Genomic DNA, 23,500 nt, shown 5'->3' with positions numbered 1-23,500 from the left:
TTCCTTGTGAAGAACTTCACGAAGTTCATGTGGATCAAGGGACCAAAGTCCCCCGCAGACCCCTCCAGAGGCAGCCGAGGAGTCCGTTCCGCCTGGGAATCCGCTGCCCGCCGCGCCCTGTCTCAGGCTACGGACCAGGCGATCCCGTCCAGGATGTCGTGCTCGGACACGACGACCTCCGAGGCCCCGACGCGTTCCATGATCGCCAGCAGGACGAGGGCGCCCGCGCCGATCACGTCCACCCGGCCCTCGTGCATCACCGGGATCGCCGCGCGCTCGGCGTGCGTCTGCGTCAGCATCCGCCCGGTGATCTCCCGGACCTGCTCGTAGGAGATCCGGGAATGGTGGATCCGCTCGGAGAGGTACTCCGGCAGGCCGAGCGCGATCCCGGCGACCGTGGTCACCGAGCCGGCCAGACCCACCAGGGTGCGGGCCTCGTGCAGCGGGACCGATTCCTCGGCCAGGTCCAGCGCGGCCTCGATGTCGGCCCGCATCGCGTCGATCTGCGCGGCGGTCGGCGGGTCGGTGACGACCCCGTCGACCACCAGGTGGCGCTCGGTCATCCGGACGCAGCCCACGTTCACGGAACGGGCCGCCCGCACGTGTTCCTCGCCGACCACGAACTCGGTCGAGCCGCCGCCGATGTCCACCACCAGGAACGGCCGCTCCAGGTGCTCGTGGGAGGTCAGCTCCTTGGTGGCACCGGTGAAGGAGAACTCCGCCTCCTCGTGCCCGGTGATCACCTCGGGCTCGACGCCGAGGATCTCCTTGACGCCCCGCACGAAATCGTCGCGGTTCTCGGCGTCCCGCGAGGCGGAGGTGGCCACGAAGCGCACCCGCTCCGCGCCGAGCTCCTTGATGACCTCCGCGTACTCGCGGCAGGCCGCGAAGGTGCGCTCCAGGGCCTCCGGGGCCAGCCGGCCCGTCTTGTCCACGCCCTGGCCGAGCCGGACGATGGTCATGCGGCGGTCGAGCTCGACCAGGTCGCCGGTGGCCGGGTCGCAGTCCGCGACGAGGAGCCGGATGGAGTTCGTACCGCAGTCGATGCCCGCGACCCGGGTCACTTCGCGTCCTCTTCCTTCTTGTCCGCCTTGTCGGCGCACGGGGTGACGCAGGGGCCCTTGGCCCACCACTCCGGCAGCATCGCCAGGGCCTCGTCGCCGAACGGGTTCACGCCCGGGCCCGCGGCCAGGGAGTGGCCGACCAGCACGTGCAGGCACTTGACCCGGTCCGGCATGCCGCCGGCGCTCGGGAAGCCCTGGAGCACCTCGATCGCGTCGCGGCGCCGGATGTAGTCCTCGTGCGCGGCCCGGTAGGCGGCGGCCAGCTCCGGGTCCTCGGCGAGCCGGGCCTGCATCTCCTTCATCACGCCGTTGGCCTCCAGCGTGCCGATGGCGCCGGCGGCGCGGGGGCACGTCAGGTAGTACAGCGTCGGGAAGGGGGTGCCGTCGGGGAGCCGCGGGGCGGTCTCCACCACGTCCGGCTGGCCGCAGGGGCAGCGGTGCGCGATGGCGCGCAGCCCGCGCGGCGGGCGGCCGAGCTGCTGCTGGAACGCATCGACGTCGGCGTCGGTCGGCTCGGTCCGGTCGGTCTGGGGCGGGGGCGTCTGCATGCCTGGAGGAAGTCTCTTCGTTCTCGTGGATGGGTGCGGTGCTCAGTCGCCCGGGCGGTCGGCCTTGTCGACGCCGTCCCAGACGTTGGAGTACCAGGGCCGGACGGTACCGGCCTTGCCGGTGCGGTGCCGCTCGGCGGCCTCGGCTCCGGGGTCGGTCATGATGTAGCCGATCTCCCCCGGGCGCAGGAAGTGCAGGTGCTTGCGCGCCTGCTGCTCGGCGTACGCGTCGTCCTGCCAGCGGGCCTTCTCGTCGCGGAGCCGCTCCAGGCGGTCCCGCGCCGCGGCGGCCGCCTTCTGCTGCTCCGCGATCTCCGAGCGCTGGGAGACGTACTGGCGCATCGGATACGCGAGGGCGACGACCAGCGTACAGAGGACGAGCACCAGCAGGGCCGCGCGTCCGGTGAGCCGGCTGCGGCGGACCTGACGGCGCGACTGGGAGCGGTAGACGTGGGCGGCGGTCCGCTCGCCGAGCTGCTTGAGCCTGGTCGCGGTGGAGAAGGTGGAGAACCGATCCCGGTTCCCGGCCATTGATCCGCCTCCCCTGTGTACACGTACACGTACCAACCAATACGTCCCCGCACACGGTACGGGACCGAGTGCGGGGACGTACGGAGGCTAGACCCGGAGGTCCGGATCAGCCCTTGAAGCGCGGGAAGGCGGAGCGGCCCGCGTACACCGCGGCGTCGTCGAGGATCTCCTCGATGCGCAGCAGCTGGTTGTACTTGGCGACGCGGTCCGAGCGGGCCGGGGCACCGGTCTTGATCTGACCGCAGTTCACGGCGACGGCGAGGTCGGCGATGGTGACGTCCTCGGTCTCACCGGAGCGGTGCGACATCATGCACTTGAAGCCGTTGCGCTGGGCCATCTCGACGGCGTCGAGGGTCTCGGTCAGCGAACCGATCTGGTTCACCTTCACGAGCAGGGCGTTCGCGGAGCCCTCCTCGATGCCGCGGGCCAGGCGCTCCGGGTTGGTGACGAAGAGGTCGTCGCCGACGATCTGCACCTTGCCGCCGATGCGCTCGGTGACGGTCTTCCAGCCGGCCCAGTCGTCCTCGAACAGCGGGTCCTCGATGGAGACGAGCGGGTACGCCTCGACGAGCTCGGCGTAGTAGTCGGTCATCTCGGCGGCCGAGCGGGACTGGCCCTCGAACTCGTACTTGCCGTCCTTGTAGAACTCGGACGCGGCGACGTCGAGCGCGAGCGCGATGTCCTTGCCCGGGGTGTAGCCGGCCTGCTTGATGGCCTCGACGATGAGGTCGAGCGCGGCGCGGTTGGACTCCAGGTTGGGGGCGAAGCCGCCCTCGTCACCGAGACCGGTGGACAGGCCCTTGGTGTGCAGGACCTTCTTGAGGGTGTGGTAGACCTCGGCACCCCAGCGCAGCGCCTCGGAGAAGGACTCCGCGCCGATCGGGGCGATCATGAACTCCTGGATGTCGACGTTGGAGTCGGCGTGCGACCCACCGTTGAGGATGTTCATCATCGGAACGGGCAGCAGGTGCGCGTTCGGGCCGCCGAGGTAGCGGAAGAGCGGAAGGTCGGAGGCCTCGGACGCGGCGTGCGCCACGGCGAGGGAGACACCGAGGATGGCGTTGGCGCCGAGGGAGCCCTTGTTCTCGGTGGCGTCCAGGTCGATCATCGCCTGGTCGATCAGGCGCTGCTCGGTGGCGTCGTAGCCGACGAGCTCGGGGCCGAGCTGCTCGATGACGGCGAGGACGGCCTTCTCGACGCCCTTGCCGAGGTAACGGTTGGGGTCACCGTCACGGAGCTCTACGGCTTCGAATGCACCGGTGGAGGCACCGGACGGAACTGCAGCACGGCCGGTGCTGCCATCGTCGAGGCCCACCTCGACCTCGACCGTGGGGTTGCCTCGGGAGTCCAGGATTTCCCGGGCTACGACGACGTCGATGGACGGCACGAGCATCTCCTTCTGGGATGTGACGCTGGGTGTGCGGCGGCATGTCAGGCCGTGGGACGGCCTTGCCGCTTAGAGCCTAACCGGCTCCGGGCACTCGGCCCGCCGACCGCCCGGGTCCTGGGACGAAAAAGGGCCCGAATACCACCGTTCCAGGACATACGACTCTGGAGGAAGGCGCCTTGGCCCGTACACACGCCACCGCCCGGCGCGTGGAGGGGAAGGCGCGCCGGGCGGTGGGGCTGTTACGTGTGGTGAAGACGCCTGCGGCTATTGCCGCATTGTTCAGCTGAGCTTCAGCTTCTGACCGGGGAAGATCAGGTCGGCGTCGGACACGATGTCCTTGTTCAGCTCGAAGAGCTTCTCCCAGCCGCCCTTGACGCCGTTGGCGTCGGCGATGGCGCCCAGGGTGTCGCCGTCCTTGACCTCGTACGAGCCGTTGCCCGTCTTGGGGGCCTCGGTGCGCTCGGAGCGGGTGGTCGGGGCCGGGGCCTCGGAGCGCTTGGTCTCCGCCTTCTTGGTCTCGACCTTCTTGGTCTCGGCCTTCTTGGTCTCGGTCTTCTTCGGCTGGGTCTTCTTGGTCTCGGTCTTCGGGGTCTCGGTCGAGCCGCCGCCGGCGTAGGAGGAGTTCGACAGACCCACGCCGCAGGACGGCCAGGCGCCCTTGCCCTGGCCCTTGAGGACCTTCTCCGCGATGGCTATCTGCTGGGACTTCGAGGCCTGGTTGGCCTGCGGAGCGTACGCCTTGCCGCCGTACGCGGCCCAGGTGGAGGAAGAGAACTGCAGGCCGCCGTAGTAGCCGTTGCCCGTGTTGATGGACCAGTTGCCACCGGACTCGCACTGGGCGACGCGGTCCCACTCGCCCGCGGTGGCGGCGCTCGCGGTGCCCGCGGCCATCAGCGGCGCGGCGACGACGGCGCCGGCGACACCGGCGAGCGTGGCGATGCGGACGGCCTTGGTGGCGCGACGGTGCTTGCCCTTGCCGGAAAGCAGCATGAGGTTCTCCTCACCGACGCCTACGAGGTGAGCTGTCGGGTTCGGGCGGATGAGTTGCCCGGCCGTGCGACCTAGCGCACGTCTTGACCCCTAGCCGGTTGCCGCCGTCTCTCAACGGCCGCGCCCGGCGCCTACCTTGGTTCCCCCGCTCCTGCCTTCGGCGCTTGACGCGACGACTGTTCCCCCCGTCCGCCGGCAGGACTCGGCGATGCGGTCGAAGGAGCCCGCGGTGGCGGGCGATTCAGAAGGTAGGCAGGTCTCTCCCCGATGTTCAACGCGCGACATCGGGGAGAAACGGCCCCTACTTGCGCCCTTCTCGGGGGTGTTTGCGCAGGTGAGGACGGGGTTTGCGCAAGCCCCGAGGCGAGACACGCCAGTTGACCGGAAGAGACACATGTCTCACTTACAGAAAACGGACAATCAACTCTTACCGGTCCGGTGAAGTGCCCTTATTTGCCGGTTAGATCCAGGTTCTGTCCAGGCTTGATCAAGTTGGCGTCCCCACCGATGACCTGCTCATTGGCCTTGTAAAGGGCGTTCCAGCCGCCCTTGACCCCCTTGGCATCCGCGATGGCCGCCAGGTTGTCGCCCGTCTTCACCGTGTAGACGGGCTCCGACGCGGCGTCAGGCGCGACCGGCACCTCGGCGGCGGGCGCCCCACGGTGCTTGCCGCTGCCCTCACCGGGCGTGGCGGACGGTGCCGTCGTGGCGTCAGGCGCCGTGGGGGCGCTCGGGTCGACCGGGTTGGTCGGGTTGACCGGAGGCAGGGTCGGGTCGGTCGGCGCCGTCGTGGGAGGTGTGGTCGGGACACCCGGGTCCGCGGGCTTACCCGAGTTGCCCTGATTGCCCTGACCGCCCGGGTTGCCCTGATTGCCCTTGTCGCCCGGGTTGTTCGAGTTGCCCGGAACCGTGGGCTCCTCAACGGGGAGGTCGGCCGGGGGCATGACGGGCAGTCCGAGGTTCGGTCCGAGCGGTCCGTCGGCGATCCCCGGGGTCGGGGCCCCGAAGTCGGTGGACGGCGGTACGGCTCCGGAGGGCGGCACGACGTCGTCGGGGCGGGAGGGCGCGGGCTTGACGCTGCCCGGCCGGCCGGGGTCGACCACCGCGGCGGGGCCCTGGGCGTCCAGTCCGGCGGGCGCCGCGCACATGGGCCACGCCTGCGGGCCCTTCGCCGCGAGCACCCGTTCGGCGATGGCGATCTGCTGGGAACGGCTGGCGAGGTCGGCCCGCTCGGCGAAGTCGAGGCCGCCGGCCTCCGCCCACTCATCCTGGGTGAACTGGAGGCCGCCGTAGGCACCGCTGCCGAAGTTGGCGCTCCAGCTGCCGCCGCTCTCGCATTCGGCGACCTTGTCCCACGTGGAGGTGTCGGCCGCGCTCGCGCCGGTGGCGGCGAGCAGCGGCAGAGCCAGCGCGGAGCCGGTGACTCCGGCAGTGACGACTATCGCGGGCACCTGACGGGGGCGTCTGTGGCGGCCGTTCCCGGAACGCATGAGGCTGCACCTTTCGCATAACGGCGGGGTAACGGCAGAACCTAGCGGCCTTCGAACGGATGTCACAAGTTCGGTCGGGAACTGACTTCGGGTCAGGCGGCGCTCAGGCGTTCGGCACTGCGAACCGAACGGGAAGAGTGCGCAGGCCACGCATGATGAGTCCGCCGCGCCAGCGCAGGTCTTCGGCCGGAACGGCGAGTTCCAGATCCGGCAGACGCGTCAGCAAACTCGCGAGCGCGGTCTGTCCTTCAAGTCGTGCGAGCGGAGCGCCCAGGCAGTAGTGGATGCCGTGCCCGTAGCCGAGGTGCTGATTGTCACTCCGGGAGAGGTCCAGGGTGTCCGGGTCGGCGAACCGCTCGGGGTCCCGGTCGGCCGCCGCGAGGACGACCAGGACCGGATCCCCGACCGCGATCTCCTCGCCGCCGAGGGTCATCGGCTCGGTGGCGAACCGCCAGGTCGCCAGCTCCACGGGGCCGTCGTAGCGCAGGAGTTCCTCGATCCCCGTCTCCAGCAGGCCGCTCTCCCCGGCGGCGAGGGAGGCCTGGAGGCGCTCGCGCTGATCGGGGTTCATGAAGAGGGCGTGCAGCCCGTTCCCGATCAGGTTGACCGTGGTTTCGAAACCGGCGAAAAGCAGGATGAAAGCCATCGCGGTGGCTTCGGCTTCCGTCAGGTGGTCGCCGTGGTCACTCGCCCGGATCAGATCCGAGATGAGGTCATTGCCCAGATCGTCCCGCTTTCGGTGGATCAGTTCCCCGAGGTAGGTGCGCATCTGCTTCACGGAACGGGCGACTCCGCCGCGCGGACCACCGCCGTGTCGGATCATCATCCCGGCCCAGTCGCGGAAGTCGTCCTGGTCCTCGCGCGGTACGCCGAGCATCTCGCAGATGGCGTAGATGGGGAGCGGAAAGGCGAACTCGTGGATGAGGTCGGCCTCCCCCTTCTCCGCGCCGTGCTGCCTCTCGACGATGCGGTCGATGAGGTGGTCCGTGAGCTCCTGGACCCGCGGGGTGAACTCGGCCACCCGGCGCGGGGTGAACGCCTTCGACACCAGCCGCCGCAGCCGGGTGTGGTCCGGCGGGTCGATGTTGAGCAGGTGCGTCATCAGCTCCGCCTTGCGCTCCCCCGGGATCCCCGTCTTCCCCTTGGCGTGAGCGGGCTCCGCGTGGTGCGCCGGGTTCTTGCTGAGCCGCTGGTCGGCGAGGGCCTGGCGGGCATCGGCGTAGCGGGTGACCAGCCAGGCCTCGACCCCGCTGGGGAGCCTGGTGCGGTGCACCGGGGAGTGCTCGCGCAGCCAGGCGTAGGCGGGATACGGATCGGTCGCGAACTCCCAGTCGAAGAGGGTCGGCCCTTCGGCGGAAGAGGGGTCTGCGGGGACGTCTGCGGGGGCTGCGGGAGTCTGCTCGTGCACCCGACGACCGTATCCCGCCTCCCGCCCGTCACCCCATATGGCCGGTTCGCCGCGGCTGTCCGTAGATGGCCCTCAGCTTGACCTCGCGTGCCGCGGCGTTCCTACTTTCGGTTCTGTGGACGTGAGGATCTTGAAAAGCAGTTTCGCGGTGGTGGAGAGACGGGCCGAACACGCGGTCAAGTTCTTCTACTCCCACCTCTTCTGGCACAACCCCGGATTCCGTGAGCTCTTCCCGGCCTCCTTCGAAGACATGGAAAGACAGCGGGACCGGCTCTTCGCCGCGCTCACGCACGTGATCGCGCACCTGGAGAACGAGGACCTGGGCCCCTACCTACGCGACCTGGGGCGCGACCACCGCAAGTTCCTGGTCGGTCCCCAGCACTACGCGGCCGTCGGCTCCAGCCTGCTCGCCGCGCTCGCCGAGACCTCCGGCGACGCGTGGACCACGCAGACGGAGAAGGCGTGGTCCGAGGCCTACCAGGTGATCGCCGACTCGATGATGGCCGGCGCCGCCGGGAGCGACGACCCGCCGTGGTGGGACGCCGAGGTCATACGGCACCTCCAGTACGGAGAGGACATCGGCGTGCTCACCCTCAAGCCCGAGGTCCCCTTCCCCTATCTCCCCGGCCAGTACACGAGCGTGAGCAGCGAACGGGTCCCGACGACCTGGCGCACGTACTCGATCGGCAACGCGCCCCGCCCCGACGGCACCGTCGACCTGCACGTCAGCCGTATCGACCGGGGCCGCCTCAGTACCTCCCTGGTCCGCGACACCCAGCCGGGCGACGTGCTGCGCCTCGCCGCCGCCGGCGGGCGGATGACCCTGCGCCGCGATGGCCGGCCGGTCAGCCTCATAGCCGCCGGCACCGGCTGGGCACCGGTCCGGGCCATGCTGGAGGAACTCGCCGAGCATCCTCCCGATCAGGACGTGCGGCTGTTCGTCGTGGCGAGGGACGCCGCGCACCTCTACGACCGGCCGCTGATCGACGAGCACGCCGCCGGCTGCGACTGGCTGGGCGTCACCTACATCACGCCCGCTCCCGGCCGGCACCGCAACCAGGCCACGGACCGGCTCGTCACCGCCCTCGGCAACCGGGGGCTCTGGCCGGACCAGGACGTCTACGTCAGCGGGCCACCGCGGTTCATCAACGAGACCGCCCAACTCCTTGAGGAGCTGGGTGTCCCTCCCGACCGGATCTTCCACGACTCCGTACCCGCCGGCGGAAAGGGCCAGGGTCGCCCCCTGGGCTTCGGCGAGTGGTTCCTGAACCGCCCGTCACCGCACTGGCACGACCCTTCGAGCCGAGCGCCCGACGACGGCCGGAGCACCTGAACACCGCTGCCGGCGGCTACTCGCCGACGCCCTCGGCCGCACGGATCGCATCCCGGTAGACGCGGGCCGCCGCTCGCAGAGCCGTCTCGGGGTCGACCCCCTCCTCCTCGGCGCGCGCCGCCAGCGCCAGCAGCTCGTACCCCACGCCCTCACCCCTGGGCAGCTCCACGGCCAGTTCCCCCGCACGGGCACGGCCGGCGAGCTTCGCCGCGAGCGCGAGACCGGGCTGGCCCAGCGGGATCCCGTCGGTGACCGACTCCCGCCGCTTCTCCACCGCCTTGGTGCGCTGCCAGTGCTCGTGCACGTCCTCGGGGGTCTCGGCCGACGCGTCGCCGAACACGTGCGGATGCCGGTTGATCAGCTTCTCGACCAGGGTCCCGGCCACGTCGTCGATGGAGAACGCCCCGTCCACGCCCTCTTCGTCCTCGTCGCCGTCATCGCCCGTGCCCTCCTGCGCGATCCGCGCGTGGAAGACCACCTGGAGCAGGACGTCGCCGAGCTCCTCGCGCAGCTCCCCGCGGTCGCCGGCCTCGATGGCCTCGACGAGTTCGTACGCCTCCTCGATCGCGTACTTCGCCAGCCCCTCGTGGGTCTGCCGCGAGGTCCACGGGCACTCGCGCCGGACCCGGTCCATCACCTGGACCACGTCGAGCAGCCGCGCGCCCGGCAGGTCGTACGAGCCCGGCAGCAGCTCCAGGTCGGGCATCGAGAAGCGGCCCGAGCCCGCGAGCCGCGCGAGCCCGTCGGTGAGCCGCTGGTCGCCCTCCCCGCCGGGGAGCACCACGACCGTGCGGCCGCCCGCGCAGGCCTCGACGAGCGCGTGCGCGTCGGGGGTCTCGTGCTCGACCTCGATGCCGGCCTCCCGCAGGTACGGCAGCTGCGGGTGGCCGGGATCGGCGCACAGCACCCGGTCCGCGGCGTGCAGGGTCTGCCACGCCGGCCAGGACAGCACGCCGGGGGCGACCCGGTGGCTGGTGGTCAGCAGGACGATGCGGCCGGTGGGCTCCGCGGTGGACGCGGGGTCGGCGGATGCGGGGTCGGTGGGTGCGGGGTCGGTGGGTGCGTGGTCGGTCACCCTTCGAACCTACCTCTGCGCGGCCGCCATCGGATCCACGGGGGCGCCCTCGGCCCGGGAGCGCTGGACGATCCAGGGGGTCTCCCCGGCGCCGAGCCTGATCTGCTGGTCGTCCCAGGCCCCGTAGCGCGGGTTCACCTCGATGTGCAGCGCCTTCACGGCGGCCCGGGCGGGCTCTTCGAGCTTCCCGTTGCCGTACTTGGCGGTCAGCTTGGCCAGCAGCACCCGGTTGCGCAGGAAGCGGTCGGCCTGGTCCGGGGCCATGGCGCCGCCCTGGAGGAGCTTCGCCTCGAACTGCTTGGTGCCGCCCTCCTCGGCGACGAGCGCCTTGCGGGCCTCCTCGACGTCCTTGTCGGTGGCCTCGATCCCGGCGGTGTCGGCCATCTTGTCGATGATCCGGCTCTGGAGCATCGCGTCGAGCTTCTGCCGCTCCAGGTTCGGGGTGCTGGCGATGAGCTCGGCGGAGCCCTGCCCGGTCCGGTTCTGCGCGGCCCGGACGTCGTTCACCTGGGCCTGGAGCGCGGAGGTCGTGATCCGTTCGCCGCCCACGACGGCCGCGGTACCGGGGCGGGTCTCGCCGGAGCAGGCGGACAGCAGGGGGGCCGCCAGGAGCAGGGCGGCGGAGACGGAGATCGCTGTGCGACGGTGCAAAGGAGCCTCCAGGGCCGGGAGATTGTGCGTTCTTGCACAAGGCCGTGCGGTGATCGATGTTATGAGGTCGGGGTGATCCGAGCCACTGGTTCGACCAACGATTCGCGCACGGACTGAACACGCCCCGCCCGTGGGCGAGTCGGCCGCCATCGGCGTGTCCGGCGGCCGCGTCGGCACCCGGCCACCCGCACGCCATCCCCCGGCCACCCGGTACTGCCAAGGTCGGCCCACCATGTCGACACCGCACCGCTCTCCGCGCGGCGCACCGCGCCGCCGCAGCCTGCACGGCTCCGCGCTCGCCGCCCTGCTCACGACGGTGGCCGTGTGCGCCGGGGACGCCGTCGCCCGCGTCTTCCCGTACGGGCCGCGCCACCGCAGCATCAACGACCTCGGCAACCAGTTCGTGCCCTTCCACGCGCAGCTGTGGGACCTGCTGCACGGGCGGGCGGAGGGCGGGCTGCTGTTCAACTGGCGCTCCGGGTACGGCACGAGTTTCCTGCCGGATCTGGGCACCTATCTGACCAGCCCGTTCGCCCCGCTGGTCGGACTGTTCCCGCGCGCGGACATCGACCTCGCCGTGTACGTGGTCACCGTGCTCAAGACGGCGGCCGCCGCTGCGGCGATGGCCTGGCTGCTGCGCACCCAGCGGCGCGGCCCGTGGTGGGCGGCCGGGCTGCTGGGGGCCTCGTACGCGCTGTGCGGCTGGTCGGTGATCGAAGCCTCCTACAACCCGATGTGGCTGGACGGGCTGATCGCCTTCCCAATGCTGTGCCTGACCGGGGAATGGGCGCTGCGCGGGCGCCGCCCCGTGCTCGGCGTGCTGGTCGTGGCCGTCTGCTGGACGGCGAACTTCTACACCGCCTACATGGCGACGCTGGGCGCCGCGCTGGTGGTGCTCGTACGGGTCGTACTGGCGCGGGAGGGGGTCCGGGCCCGGCTCGCCGTGGTCGGGCGGGCGGCCGGGACGACGGTGCTGGGGATCGCGCTGGCGGCTCCGGTGCTGCTGCCGCTGTTCCTCAGCTCCGGGCAGGCCTACCCGGGGTGGGTCAAGGAGTTCCGGCCGGTGTCCTGGGCCGACCTGTTCGCGCGGCTGCTGCCGGCGACGTACTCCTTCTCCTCCCCCGCCGTGTTCGTCGGCACCGGCACGCTGCTGCTGGTGGCCGCGCTGCCCTTCCACCGGGCCGTGCCCGCGCGGACCCGGCTGTGCTGGGCGGGGCTGACCGCGGCGGTGGCGCTCTCGCTCCAGTGGGCGCCGACGCACCTGGCCTGGCACCTGTTCGCGACGCCGAACGGCAGCCCGTACCGGCAGACCTTCGTCCTGGCCGGGATCGCCGTGATCGCCGCCTGGGCCGGGCTGTCGGCGGGGCTGCCGGGGCCGCGCGCCCTGGCGGGCGGGGCGGGGCTGCTGACGGCGGCGGCCTCGTGGGCGGCCGACAGCCCCCTCACGACGCGGATCGGATACGTACTGTTCGCGGGCGGGCTGGTGCTCGCGGGCGCCGCCTGGTGGGCGCTCGGCCACCGCCGGCTGCTCCTCCCGGCGGCGGCGCTGCTCGCGGCGGTGCTCGCGGGTCAGGCCGCCGCGACCACGGCCTACGGCCACAAGGGCAAGCTCGGCGGCCTCGACGACTACCCGTCGTGGTCCGCGGCCCATACGGCGCGGGCCGAGGCCCTGGCGGGCGCCGAGGGCTGGCCCGCGTACCGCACGGACCCGAGCCGGCCGGCCCTGACGGGCAACGATCCGGTGCTGCTGGGCGGGGAGGGCGGCGCGTACTACAGCAGCCACACCCCGGCGGTGTTCACGAACACGATGGTGGCGCTGGGCGCCGGCTGGACCTCACGGGGCCGCAACGTCCAGAGCATCGACAGCCCGGTGACGGACGCCGTGTTCGCGGTCGGCGCCCGCCTGCAGCCCGACGGCACGGTCCGCCGCGCGCAGGTGCCCCCGCTGGTGACGACCCGCCCGCCGGGCGCGCCCGGCTCCTACGGGGACTCGCCGTTCGCCAACCAGGAACTGCTGCTGGGCGCGAAGGTGTACGAGGAGCCGCAGGCGCCCGGGGTGTGCCGCGCGGGCACCGAGGCCTTCCTGTGGGCCCCGGAGTACAACGCGACGGCCCGCCTCGCCGACGGGCCCGCGTTCCGGCTGAACGGCAACGCCCCCCGCAACCGGGCGGCGGTCCAGCCGCTGGGGGTCTCCCGCGGGGCCTCCTCGGCGCTGGTCTTCGACGCGGCCGCGCCGCCCCGCTGGACCCTGTCCTGCCTGGACCGCTCGCGCCTCGAACCGGCGGTGGTCGCCCTGCGCGCCACGGCCGCGACCTCGGTGCGGGTCGACTCCTCGGGGGTCCGGGCGACCCTGCCGCCGGGCGCCACGGGTACGGCGGTGCTGTCCGTCCCGGCGATCGCGGGCTGGACCTGCAACGACCGCCCGGCCGGGGGATACCTGGGCCTGGTCGCGGTCCCCCTCGACGGCCGCACCACCACCGTCGCCTGTTCCTTCCGCCCGCCGGGTCTGCTGCCGGGCGTCGCTGCGGCGGGTGCGGCCCTGGCCGTCCTGCTGGGGTTGGCGCTGCGAAGGCGTCGTCAGCGCATCTGACCCAGCCACTGGAGGGTCCGGCGCACCTCGGCGGGGAAGGGGTGGGCCGGGCCGTGCAGGCGTTCCGCGTCGAACAGGAGCCGGACCAGGGTGTCGTGTGCGGACTGGCGGTCGCCGAGGGAGAGCTGCAGGTGCGCTATCCGGCGGCGGACCTCCAGGGGCAGGCCCGGGTCCGGGTTGGCGTAGTGGTTCTCGAAGAGCGGGAGCAGCGAGCGGTACTCCGCCAGGGCGGCCGCCGGTTCGCCCAGTTGCTCCAGGCACTGGGCCGAGTCGTAGCGGAAGCGCAGGGCCTGGGGGTCGCCCGCCGGGAACTCGTCCGCGAGGCGGCGCAGTTCGGGCAGGGCGCGGCGGTACTGGCCGTCGTCCATGAGCGTGGCGGCGTACTGCTTGCGCAGGGAGCGGACCACCGGGGAGTGCTCGCCGTGCTCGGCGGCGGCCGCCGGGAGGATGCCGCCGAGGATGTCCACGGCCTGGGTGAGACGGCCCTGGGAGAGGAGTTGCCGGGCCTGGTCCACGGCGCCGGGGATGTCCGGCTTGGCGGGCGCCGTCGGCGGCGCGCTCGGCCGGGGCGGGACACCGGGGACGGACGGGATTCCCGAGGTCGACGAGACGCCCGAGGTCGACGGGGCGCCCGGGGTCGCGGTGAGCGAAGGGGCCCGGTCGGGCCAGGGGGCCTGCGGCCGCAGGAAGGGGCGGGTGGGGTCGAGCGGACCGGCCGGGGCGGCGCTGCCGCGGGCGGGCAGCAGCGGGGTGAGGGCCTCGTAGACCTCCTGCGCGGAACCGGGGCGCTCCTGGGGGTCCTTGGCGAGGAGGCGGAGCAGGATCGCCTCCAGCTCCGCCGGGACCTCCGGACGCAGCCCGCGCACCGGCTGCGGGGGCTCGTAGAGGTGGCGGTGCAGGACGCCGAGGGCGGTGGAGCCGGCGAAGGGGACGTTGCCGCTGAGGAGTTCGTACAGCAGCACGCCGAGCGCGTAGAGGTCGGTGTACGGGCCCACCGCGCCGCCCATGGCCTGTTCGGGTGCCATGTAGGCGGGGCTGCCGATGGGCGATCCGGTGCTGGTGAGGCGGGTGGTGTCGGTGTCCATCACCGAGGCGACGCCGAGGTCCAGGACGAGCACGGTGCCGTCGGGACGGATCATCACGTTGCGGGGCTTCAGGTCCCGGTGGACGATCGGCACCGAGTGCACGGCGGACAGCACCGAGCACAGCTGCGCGACGACGGACACCGCCCACTGCCACGGGTAGGGGTCGTGCTCGGCGAGGTGGTCGGCGAGGTCCGCGCCCTCGACGTACCCCATGACCAGGAAGAGTTCGTCGCCGTCGCTGCCCGCGTCGTGCACGGTGACCAGCCCGGGGTGGTCGACCTGGGCCGTCACCCGGCATTCGCGCACGAAGCGGCGGCGCAGTTCCTCGGCGACGGTGCCGGGGCCCGCGACCTTGTCGGGGCGCAGCAGTTTGACCGCGACGCGCCGGTCGAGGCGCCGGTCGTAGGCCGTCCAGACCTGGCCCATGCCGCCCTGGCCGAGGATGGTGGCGAGCTGGTAGCGGTCGCCGATGAGCCGGTCGGTCACTGGTGCGGGTCCTGGAAGGAGGTCGGGCCCTGGTTCGGGGGCTGGTTCGGGGGCTGGTTCGGGGGCTGCTGCTGGCGCAGCAACTCGCTGAGCTCGTCGAGTTCGGCGCGCACCTGCCCGATGCGCGGCACGTCGGGCGCCTGCGGGGGCACTCCGGGTCCGTGCAGTTGGCCCGGGACGGGCGTGGGCGCCTGGGGCGGATACCCGTAGCCCGGCTGCTGGGGGTAGGTGACGGTGGGCGACTGCTGCCCGTACCAGCCCTGGGCCGGGGCCGGGGCCGTGTGGGCTGCCGAGTAGTGCCGGATGTCCTCGTAGAGGAAGTAGGCGATGACGGCGATCGCGGTGGTCAGCGAGGTGATCATCGCGATGTTGGTGTTCGGCCCGGTCTCGCCGTCGGGCGAATCGTCCGAGCCGACGAACGCGATGCACACGACGTTGATCACGACCGTGCCGACGAAGAGGAGCCAGTTCCGGGGCGCCCGCGTGACGATGGCGACCTTCAGCATGGCGGCCCACGACAGGAACCCGCAGCTGAGCACGGTGAGCGCGACGAAGAGCACGCGCAGCGATACCTGCAGCCCGTTGCCGGACTGTTGACCGGGCTGCGGCGGCGGGAAGCCGGGGCCGTGCATCGTTGCTCCTGACGGGCCGTACGGAAAGGGTTGCGGGTCTGAGGGTATAAGCCTTTCCGGCCAGTGGTGAGGGCGTGTGCGCAACCGTTGCACGCTCGCAGCACACGGGCCGGGCCGAGCGGCTATTCCGGCGAGACCGTGCCGTCCGACAGGCCGTCGTACAGGCCCTGTACGAGCTGTTCGCCGAGGCGTCCCGCCAGCCGCAGCGCGTCCTCGAACTCGGCGAGCGCGCGGAACCGGGTCCCGTAGCGCCGCTGTTCGGCCAGCGGCTGGCGGGGCAGCCGCAGCCGGCGCACGTCGAGCCGGGTGGCGGTGGAGGCGTGGCTGCTGGCGCGGCGGGTGCCGGCGGTGCCGCGCAGGAACCCGGCCAGGAACCACGGGTCGAGGGCGGCCGGGTCGGGGCGCAGCAGGACCAGGCCCCGGCCGGGGACGGCGCCCGCGGTGTCCGCGTCGATGACGCGGGCGACGGAGGCGGCGCCCACGACGGGGACGAGGACGTCGCCGGGGGCGGTGAGCAGGGGTGCTTCGGGGCCTGCCGCCAGGGTGCCGGAGGGGCCCGTTCCGGCGTAGACGTCGTGTTCGGTGAGGACGGGGGCGCCACCGCTCCCGGCGCCCGTGCCGGTGTGGAGCTCCAGGGCTCCGGCGCGGGCCAGTTCGCCGATGGTGGTCAGCGGCGGCCTGGCCGCGGCCCCGGCGGGCGGGGCGGCGGGCGGCGGGGTGAGCCGGGCCGCCCGGCCGAGGGTCTCGGTGAGGCGCTCCCGTACGGCGGTCAGCTCGGCGGGGCCGCCGCCCGCGGCGGGCGGCGGCAGGTGGCGGGCGGGGGTGAGGTCCACGTCGTCGTCGAGCAGTTCGACGACGGGCACGACGCGGGTGGCGCCCGGCACCTCCTCCACCGTCCCGGCGGTGTCGTAGGCGGCCCAGGCGGCCTCCACCGCGCCGTCCGCGGCGGCCGCCGAGTCGATGAGCAGCAGCCCTGCCGGGGGCGCCGCGTAGGGGGCGGGCCTGCGCAGCACCCACAGGTGCAGGGGGATGCCGTACGGGGGCGCCGCGCCGGCCGGGAGGGCCACGACGGCGCGCAGTGCGCCGCGGCGCAGCAGGTCGGCGCGGATGCGGCGGCCGGAGCGGCGGGCGGCGACGGCGGGCGGCATGAGCAGGACGGCGGTGCCGCCCTCGCGCAGGTGGGCCAGGCAGTGCTGGACCCAGGCGAGTTCGGATTCGGTGCGGGCCGGGAAGCCGTACTCCCAGCGGGGGTCGTAGGCGAGTTCCTCGTGGCCCCAGTTGCGTTCGTTGAACGGGGGGTGGCACAGGACCGCGTCCACGGCCGCGCCCGCGAAGGCGTCGGCGCGCAGGCTGTCGGCGGCGGCCGCGCGGACCGGGGCGGGCCCGCCCAGGGCCAGGCGCAGCGCGGCGAGGGCGGCGAGTTCGGGCGAGGAGTCCTGGGCGTACAGGGCGGTCGCGCCCGGGAGCGCCCGCAGCAGGGTGCCGGTGCCGCAGGCGGGGTCGAGCACGGTGCGGGGGGCCGGCCCGGTCGGGTCGGCGGGTGCGATGAGGGCGGCCATGAGCGAGGCGAGGCCGTCCGGGGTGAGCGTGTACTGGCGGGGGTTGGCGTCGAGGTGGCGGCCGAGGAGGAACTCGAAGGCCTCGTGGGCGCCGAGTTCGGCGGCGAGTTCGGCGGCGGCCCGCAGCAGCGGCACGGTGGCGGGGGGCAGCGGCACCTCGGTGAGGGCGTGGCCGGGCCCGAGGCGGGCGCGGAGCACCTCGTCGAGAACGGGCCGCAATTGCCCGGCCATGTGCTCGTCGGGGCCGGCGGCCAGCTTCAGCCACTCGGCGGGGCGTTCCCGTACGACGAGCAGCGCGCTGCCGGCCTTGACGAGCGCGGCGACCGCCCCGCCGGGGTGGGCGGCGATCTGCTGCCAGACGCGTTCGCGCAGCGGGACTTCGGCGAGCTTGCCCTGGGCGCGCAGCCACTGTTCGACCTCGGGGAGGGCGAAGGAGGGGCTGGTCTCGGTGCCGCCCACGGGTTTGGGGAAGTCGGCGTGGCGGCGGCGCCAGTTGCTGACGGCGGCGCGGCCGACTCCGGCCAGGCGCGCGACCTCGGCCGCGGTGACTTCCGCGGGAGCGGTCGCGGCAGGGGCGGGTGCGGTCGTGGCGGGGGTGTCGGGGGCCTGGGGTGCGTGGGGGGCGTGGGGGGCGCCGATCTCCTCGGACATGCCGCGGAGCATACCCGTTCACACGCAAGAGACTCCTTCACAGCGTGAACTCAACTTCTTCCGTGAATCCTGTTGACTCGGTTCACAGGCATCTGATGTGATCACCTCGTCGAACAGAGAACGCTCGGTAGCCGGAACACGCCGGAGAGGCAGGAGTCACCCATGTCCCACACCTCGCGCAAGAGCTGGACCACCCGTCACAAGGCCCTCACGAGCGGCGGCGCGGTCCTCGCGCTGATGACGCTCGGCGCCTGCACCGACACCGACACCGCCGGGAAGGACGACGCGGCGAAGAAGCCGGCGGCCTCCGCCTCGGCCCCGGCGGCGGGTGGCGACTCCGCGCAGAAGAAGACCGCCTTCAAGGGAAGCGGCACCTTCGAGGTGGGCAAGGACGTCCAGCCGGGCACCTACCGCACCACGGGCAACGGCAGCGCGGGCTGTTACTGGGAGCGGGCCAAGGACTCCTCCGGCGAGGCCGACTCGATCATCTCCAACGACAACGTGACCGGCGCGAGCTACGTGACCATCGCGGACACCGACAAGATCTTCAAGACGAACGACTGCAAGGCCTGGGAGGCCGTCGACCCCAAGGCCGCGGGCGGCTCCCCGAAGACCGAGTTCTCCGGCAAGGCCGGGATGCTCAAGGTCGGCACGGACATCGCGCCGGGCACCTACAAGACCACCGAGGCGGGCGACGGCTGCTACTGGGAGCGCATGAAGAGCGCGAGCCACGACCTCGACTCGATCATCGCCAACGAGAACCCCACCGGCCCCGCGATCGTGACGATCGGCGCCGACGACGCCTACTTCAAGACCAACGACTGCGGGGACTGGAAGAAGTCCTGACCCGCCCCCGTCCGGCAGGGCCCCGTCCGGCCCGCCGCCCAGTCCGGCAGGCCCCCTTAGGCCCCTCCCTCGCCGACTCCCCCACCCGTTGACCGGACCCCCGGGTTCCGGTTGATTCTCCTCCCCCCATAGCCTTCCCCCCACTCGTCTACACCTGCCCGAGAGAGTCCCCCCATGCGCACCCTTCGCCGTCCCGTCACCACCACCGCCGCCCTCGCCTGCGCCGCCGGCCTCGCGCTCACCGGCTGCTCCCTGCTCAAGCCGGCCGCGTCCGGCCCGTTCCCCGACATGACCGGCTCCCAGGTGGCCAACAAGTCCGTGACCGCCCTGCGCGGCACGAACTCGCTCACCGTCAGCGGAAACGTCTGGGACGCGGGCAAGGAGATGAAGCTGAACATGGCCGTCAGCAAGGGCGGCGACTGCAAGGGCACGATCTCCAGCCAGGACGGTTCGTTCGAGCTGATACGCAACGCCGACTCCGTGTTCATCAAGGCCGACGAGCCCTTCTACCGCGCCCAGATGAAGGACCTGCCCAAGGAGCAGGCCGACGCGGCGGTCAAGATGCTGGCGGGGCACTGGCTGAAGTCGAAGGCCACGGACCAGGACTCGAAGGAACTGTCCTCCCTGTGCGACCTGAACGAGCTCCTCAAGGAGTTCGACAAGAGCGAGGGCGCCGAGAAGGGCAAGGTGACCACGGAGCGCGGCCAGGAGGCCCTGACCCTCACCACGAAGACCAACGACGGCACCGAGACCCTGCTGGTGGCCACCAAGGGCGAGCCGTACCTGCTCAAGGCGACCAACACCGGCAAGGAGCCGTCCGAGATCTCCTTCAGCGGGTTCAACGAGCCGGTGAAGGCCGACGCCCCGACCGGCAAGGACGTCATCGACGCCGACAAGATGGGCTGAGAGCGCCCCACGACGGACACATGAGGAGGCCGGGCCCCGACGGGCCCGGCCTCCTCGTGCCGTTACGACACCGGCGTCACGACACGGCCGTCACGACACGGCCGTCACGACACGGCCGTCACGACACCTCCGTCACGAGCCGAGGATGGTGGTGAGGAACTCCCCCGTCCAGGCCAGCAGTTCCCGGCCGACCAGCGGCTTCCCGCCGATCTTCCCGGTCTTGGGACGCGGGACCAGCACCTGCGAGGTGGCGGGCTTCAGCACCGACCCGGGGTAGATCCGCTTCAGCCGCAGCTCCTGCGATTCGCGCAACTCCACCGGCCCGAAACGGATGTTGGGGCCCTGGAGGGTGATGTCGCCGACCCCGCACGCCCGGGCCAGCATCCGCAGCCCGGCCACCAGCAGCAGGTTCTCCACCGGCTCCGGCAGCTTGCCGTAGCGGTCGGTGAGTTCCTCGCGCACCGCCTTGATGTCCGCCTCGGAACTCGCGGCGGCGATCGACCGGTACGCCTGCAGGCGCAGCCGCTCGCCGGGCGCGTAGTCGTGCGGGACGTGCGCGTCGACCGGCAGCTCGATCTTCACCTCCAGCGGCGGCTCCTCCTCCACCCCGCCTTCGACGGCGGCCCGGTAGTCCGCCACGGCCTCGCCGACCATGCGGATGTACAGGTCGAAGCCGACGCCCGCGATGTGCCCGGACTGCTCGCCGCCGAGCAGGTTGCCCGCGCCGCGGATCTCCAGGTCCTTCATGGCCACGTACATGCCGGCGCCCATCTCGGTGTGCTGGGCGATCGTCGCGAGCCGCTCGTGCGCGGTCTCCGTCAGCGGCTTCTCCGGCGGGTAGAGGAAGTACGCGTACCCGCGCTCGCGCCCGCGTCCCACGCGGCCGCGCAGCTGGTGCAGCTGGGAGAGGCCGAAGTTGTCGCCGCGCTCCACGATGAGGGTGTTGGCGTTGGAGATGTCGATGCCCGACTCGACGATCGTCGTCGAGACGAGGACGTCGAACTTCTTCTCCCAGAAGTCCACCACGACCTGCTCCAGGGCCTGTTCGGACATCTGGCCGTGCGCCGTCGCGATCCGCGCCTCGGGCACGATCTCCCGCAGCTTGGCGGCCGCCCGGTCGATGGACTCGACCCGGTTGTGGATGTAGAAGCACTGGCCCTCGCGCAGCAGCTCGCGCCGGATGGCCGCGCCGATCTGCTTCTCCTCGTACGGGCCCACGAAGGTGAGGACCGGGTGGCGCTCCTCCGGCGGCGTGGTGATCGTCGACATCTCGCGGATACCGGTCACCGCCATCTCCAGCGTGCGCGGGATCGGAGTCGCGGACATCGTCAGCACGTCCACGTTGGCGCGCAGCTTCTTCAGCTGCTCCTTGTGCTCGACGCCGAACCGCTGCTCCTCGTCGACGATGACCAGGCCCAGGTCCTTGAACTTGGTCTCCTGCGAGAAGAGCCGGTGCGTACCGATGACCACGTCCACCGAGCCCTCCTTCAGGCCCTCCATGGTGGCCTTGGACTCGGTGTCGGACTGGAAACGGGACAGCGCCTTCACATTGACCGGGAACTGGCTGTAGCGCTCGGAGAAGGTCCCGAAGTGCTGCTGCACCAGCAGCGTGGTGGGGACGAGGACGGCGACCTGCTTGCCGTCCTGCACCGCCTTGAAGGCAGCACGGACCGCGATCTCGGTCTTTCCGTAGCCGACGTCGCCGCAGATCAGGCGGTCCATGGGGACCGACTTCTCCATGTCCTCCTTGACCTCGGCGATGGTGGTGAGCTGGTCGGGCGTCTCCGCGTACGGGAAGGCGTCCTCCAGCTCCCGCTGCCAGGGGGTGTCGGGGCCGAAGGTGTGGCCGGGGGCCGCCATGCGCGCGCTGTACAGCTTGATGAGGTCGGCGGCGATCTCCTTGACCGCCTTCTTCGCCCGCGCCTTGGTCTTGGTCCAGTCGGCGCCGCCGAGCCGGTGCAGGGTCGGGGCCTCGCCGCCGACGTACTTGGTGACCTGCTCCAGCTGGTCGGTGGGGATGTACAGCCGGTCCCCGGGCTGGCCGCGCTTGGCGGGCGCGTACTCGACGAGGAGGTACTCGCGGGTGGCGCCCTGCACGGTGCGCTGCACCATCTCGACGTAGCGGCCGACGCCGTGCTGCTCGTGGACGATGTAGTCGCCGACCTCCAGGGTCAGCGGGTCGATCGACTTGCGGCGCCGGGTCGGCATCCGGCCGAGGTCCTTGGTCGCGGTGCGCTGCCCGGTCAGGTCGGTCTCGGTCAGCACCGCGATCCGCAGGCCCGGGTCGACGAACCCGTTGTCGAGGGAGCCGCACGCCACGTGGACGATGCCCGTCTCCAGGGTGGCGAGGTCCGCTTCCAGCCGGGCCGCGATGCCCTCGCCGCCGAGCACCTCGACGGTACGGGCGGCCGGGCCGTGGCCCTCGGTGAGGTAGACGGTGTGCCAGCCGTCGGCGATCCACCCCTTGGTGTCGGCCAGCGCGCGAGCGGTGTCGCCGCGGTAGGCCTCCGGGGCCTGCATGCCGAGCTTCAACGTGTCCCCGCCGGTCGTCTCGTCCGCGGCGAAGGGGGACACCGACCACCACATCATGCCCAGCTCGCGCGCGTGGTCCCGGACGTCGGCGATCCCGCGCAGCGAGGCCGCGCCCACGTCGATGGGGGCCTCGCCGCCGCCGGCGGTCGCTGCCCAGGAGGCCATCAGGAACTCCTGGCTCGTCGCCACCAGGTCAGCCGCCCGGGTCCGCACCCGCTCGGGGTCGCACACCACGGCCATCGCCCCGGCCGGCAGCACGTCGATCAGCAGCTCCATGTCGTCGACGAGGACCGGGGCGAGGGACTCCATGCCCTCGACCGCGATCCCCTCGGCGATCTTGTTCAGCAGTTCCCCGAGCTCGGGGTGGGCCTCGGCGAGGGCCGCGGCCCGCTCCCGTACCTCGTCCGTCAGCAGCAGCTCACGGCAGGGCGGGGCCCACAGCCCGTGCTCGGCGATCTCCAGGGAGCGCTGGTCGGCGACCTTGAAGTAGCGGATCTCCTCCACCTCGTCGCCCCAGAACTCGATGCGCAGCGGGTGTTCCTCGGTGGGCGGGAACACGTCGAGGATGCCGCCGCGCACGGCGAACTCCCCGCGCTTCTCGACGAGCTCGACGCGCGCGTACGCGGCGGCGGCCAGCGCCTGGGTCACCTCGCCGAGGTCGGCGCTCTGCCCCTGCCGCAGCCCCACCGGCACCAGGTCCCCGAGCCCCTTGACCTGCGGCTGGAGCACGGAACGGATCGGCGCGACCACCACGGAGACGGGCCCTGCGGCCGGGTCGTCCTTGCTCGGGTGCGCGAGGCGGCGCAGTACGGCGATCCGCCGGCCGACGGTGTCGCTGCGCGGGCTCAGCCGCTCGTGCGGCAGCGTCTCCCAGGACGGGAAGTCCACCACTTCGTCGGGCGGCAGCAGGGACCGCAGCGCCGCGGCCAGGTCCTCGGCCTCGCGCCCGGTGGCGGTGACCGCGAGGACGGTCCGCTCGGTCCGCCGGGCCAGCGCGGCGATCACGAACGGCCGCGCGGCACCGGGCCCGACGACGTCGACGTGCATACGGTTGCCGTCCCCGGCCGCGGTGACCGCCTCGGCGAGCGCGGGATCCCGGGTGACGGCGTCGAGCAGTCCGTGCAGGCTCATGAAACGGCTTCCATCCGGTGAGGGGGCAACGCGAAGGACCCGACACGCTCGCGGGCCGGGGTTTCCCACCCTACGCCCGCCCGTCTCCCGACCACCGCCCCTCACGGAGGCGCTGCGCGCCGCCCCTCTCGTACCCGGGTGCGTCGCGCTCTCGTACCCGGGTGCGTCGAGCGAGGGATTCCGGTCCCCCGTGGGGGTGACGGAACCCGACGCCGCCGGCCGGGCCTGCTTACGCTGGGTCCAGCGCCCGACCCCTGCCCCCAGCCCTGGAGAGCCTCATGGACGCGGCCCGGCAGTACGACGTCCACGAGGCGGAAGCGCATTTCCCCGAGATCCTCGACGCGGTCGCGAGGGGGGAAGAAGTGATCATCAGCAGGGCCGGTGAACCGGTCGCGAAGGTGGTCCCCCCAACGGGAGGGGGCCCGCGGACCGCGCGCGGCACCGCCCGCGAGCCCGTGGTCCTCGACGAGGACTTCGACGACATGTCCGTAGACCCCGGCTTCCCCGGGGCCTTCGGATTCCTCCCCGACTCCGGGGACGCCGAGGACACCGGGTAGCGGCACGTTCATCCCGCTCTACGATGTCGATGTACTGACCGTCTG

Annotated in this window: 18 protein-coding genes and 1 riboswitch; of the genes, 5 read left to right on the top strand and 13 right to left on the bottom strand. The window is 72.2% G+C overall.

The window, feature by feature from the left end:
- Positions 1-122 precede the first annotated feature (122 nt).
- The 7 genes from ACIQ5Y_RS28270 to ACIQ5Y_RS28240 form a co-directional block, all read right to left on the bottom strand.
- A complete protein-coding gene (locus tag ACIQ5Y_RS28270; RefSeq protein ID WP_403886332.1) occupies positions 123-1,064 on the bottom strand; it encodes an exopolyphosphatase in 942 nt (313 codons plus the stop codon).
- A complete protein-coding gene (locus ACIQ5Y_RS28265) occupies positions 1,061-1,612 on the bottom strand; it encodes a DUF501 domain-containing protein (protein ID WP_403886329.1) in 552 nt (183 codons plus the stop codon). The genes ACIQ5Y_RS28270 and ACIQ5Y_RS28265 overlap by 4 nt, the downstream gene beginning before the upstream one ends.
- 42 nt (positions 1,613-1,654) lie before the next feature.
- Positions 1,655-2,143, bottom strand: a complete 489-nt coding sequence (locus tag ACIQ5Y_RS28260) for a septum formation initiator family protein (RefSeq protein WP_389133563.1) — start codon at positions 2,141-2,143, stop codon at positions 1,655-1,657.
- Between the two features lie 106 nt (positions 2,144-2,249).
- Positions 2,250-3,536: a phosphopyruvate hydratase gene (gene eno, locus ACIQ5Y_RS28255; RefSeq protein ID WP_403886326.1), complete on the bottom strand. Its 1,287-nt coding sequence runs from the start codon at positions 3,534-3,536 to the stop codon at positions 2,250-2,252.
- 276 nt (positions 3,537-3,812) lie between these two features.
- A complete protein-coding gene (locus ACIQ5Y_RS28250) occupies positions 3,813-4,523 on the bottom strand; it encodes a transglycosylase family protein (RefSeq protein ID WP_403886322.1) in 711 nt (236 codons plus the stop codon).
- A gap of 2 nt (positions 4,524-4,525) precedes the next feature.
- Positions 4,526-4,696: riboswitch (cyclic di-AMP (ydaO/yuaA leader) on the bottom strand.
- Between the two features lie 276 nt (positions 4,697-4,972).
- Positions 4,973-6,013 (bottom strand): transglycosylase family protein, encoded by a 1,041-nt coding sequence (locus ACIQ5Y_RS28245; RefSeq protein WP_403886319.1) that lies wholly within the window; start codon positions 6,011-6,013, stop codon positions 4,973-4,975.
- 103 nt (positions 6,014-6,116) lie between these two features.
- A complete protein-coding gene (locus ACIQ5Y_RS28240; RefSeq protein WP_403886316.1) occupies positions 6,117-7,421 on the bottom strand; it encodes a cytochrome P450 in 1,305 nt (434 codons plus the stop codon).
- A gap of 121 nt (positions 7,422-7,542) precedes the next feature.
- Between ACIQ5Y_RS28240 and ACIQ5Y_RS28235 the strand changes: the two genes are divergently transcribed.
- On the top strand, positions 7,543-8,754 hold the full coding sequence (locus ACIQ5Y_RS28235) for a globin domain-containing protein (protein ID WP_403886313.1): 1,212 nt from the start codon (positions 7,543-7,545) through the stop codon (positions 8,752-8,754).
- A 16-nt stretch (positions 8,755-8,770) separates the two neighbouring features.
- Here ACIQ5Y_RS28235 and ACIQ5Y_RS28230 read toward each other — a convergent pair whose 3' ends face one another.
- Together ACIQ5Y_RS28230 and ACIQ5Y_RS28225 are read right to left on the bottom strand one after the other, a co-directional pair.
- The gene (locus tag ACIQ5Y_RS28230) at positions 8,771-9,829 is read right to left on the bottom strand and encodes a nucleoside triphosphate pyrophosphohydrolase (protein ID WP_403886310.1); all 1,059 of its coding nucleotides are present in this window, start codon (positions 9,827-9,829) and stop codon (positions 8,771-8,773) included.
- A gap of 9 nt (positions 9,830-9,838) precedes the next feature.
- On the bottom strand, positions 9,839-10,480 hold the full coding sequence (locus tag ACIQ5Y_RS28225; RefSeq protein ID WP_403886307.1) for a SurA N-terminal domain-containing protein: 642 nt from the start codon (positions 10,478-10,480) through the stop codon (positions 9,839-9,841).
- 232 nt (positions 10,481-10,712) lie between these two features.
- On the opposite strand from ACIQ5Y_RS28225, the gene ACIQ5Y_RS28220 reads away from it, so the two are divergent.
- Positions 10,713-13,070: a YfhO family protein gene (locus tag ACIQ5Y_RS28220; RefSeq protein ID WP_403886304.1), complete on the top strand. Its 2,358-nt coding sequence runs from the start codon at positions 10,713-10,715 to the stop codon at positions 13,068-13,070.
- Here ACIQ5Y_RS28220 and ACIQ5Y_RS28215 read toward each other — a convergent pair.
- The 3 genes from ACIQ5Y_RS28215 to ACIQ5Y_RS28205 form a co-directional block, all read right to left on the bottom strand.
- Positions 13,058-14,581 carry a protein kinase gene (locus ACIQ5Y_RS28215; RefSeq protein ID WP_403886381.1) on the bottom strand — a complete coding sequence of 508 codons (1,524 nt, stop codon included), beginning with the start codon at positions 14,579-14,581 and terminating at the stop codon, positions 13,058-13,060. The two genes, ACIQ5Y_RS28220 and ACIQ5Y_RS28215, sit on opposite strands and share 13 nt — an antisense overlap.
- Positions 14,582-14,637: 56 nt before the next feature.
- The gene (locus ACIQ5Y_RS28210) at positions 14,638-15,273 is read right to left on the bottom strand and encodes a hypothetical protein (RefSeq protein WP_403886301.1); all 636 of its coding nucleotides are present in this window, start codon (positions 15,271-15,273) and stop codon (positions 14,638-14,640) included.
- A gap of 122 nt (positions 15,274-15,395) precedes the next feature.
- Entirely contained in the window at positions 15,396-17,483 is a 2,088-nt protein-coding gene (locus ACIQ5Y_RS28205) for an N-6 DNA methylase (RefSeq protein ID WP_403886298.1), read from the bottom strand.
- A gap of 162 nt (positions 17,484-17,645) precedes the next feature.
- Between ACIQ5Y_RS28205 and ACIQ5Y_RS28200 the strand changes: the two genes are divergently transcribed.
- A complete protein-coding gene (locus ACIQ5Y_RS28200) occupies positions 17,646-18,329 on the top strand; it encodes a hypothetical protein (RefSeq protein ID WP_403886296.1) in 684 nt (227 codons plus the stop codon).
- Positions 18,330-18,503: 174 nt separating this feature from the next.
- A complete protein-coding gene (locus ACIQ5Y_RS28195) occupies positions 18,504-19,235 on the top strand; it encodes a hypothetical protein (RefSeq protein WP_403886293.1) in 732 nt (243 codons plus the stop codon).
- A gap of 132 nt (positions 19,236-19,367) precedes the next feature.
- On the opposite strand, the gene mfd is transcribed toward ACIQ5Y_RS28195, so the two are convergent.
- The gene (gene mfd, locus ACIQ5Y_RS28190) at positions 19,368-22,898 is read right to left on the bottom strand and encodes a transcription-repair coupling factor (RefSeq protein ID WP_403886290.1); all 3,531 of its coding nucleotides are present in this window, start codon (positions 22,896-22,898) and stop codon (positions 19,368-19,370) included.
- 278 nt (positions 22,899-23,176) lie between these two features.
- Between mfd and ACIQ5Y_RS28185 the strand changes: the two genes are divergently transcribed.
- Complete coding sequence (locus ACIQ5Y_RS28185) at positions 23,177-23,455, top strand: type II toxin-antitoxin system Phd/YefM family antitoxin (protein WP_403886287.1); 279 nt, start codon at positions 23,177-23,179, stop codon at positions 23,453-23,455.
- Positions 23,456-23,500 lie beyond the last annotated feature (45 nt).

The organism is Streptomyces sp. NPDC096339, assembly GCF_044762985.1.
In the GTDB taxonomy this organism is placed as follows: domain Bacteria; phylum Actinomycetota; class Actinomycetes; order Streptomycetales; family Streptomycetaceae; genus Streptomyces.
The sequence above is the reverse complement of the archived record's forward strand: the minus strand, read 5'-3'. Positions and strand labels throughout refer to the sequence as shown.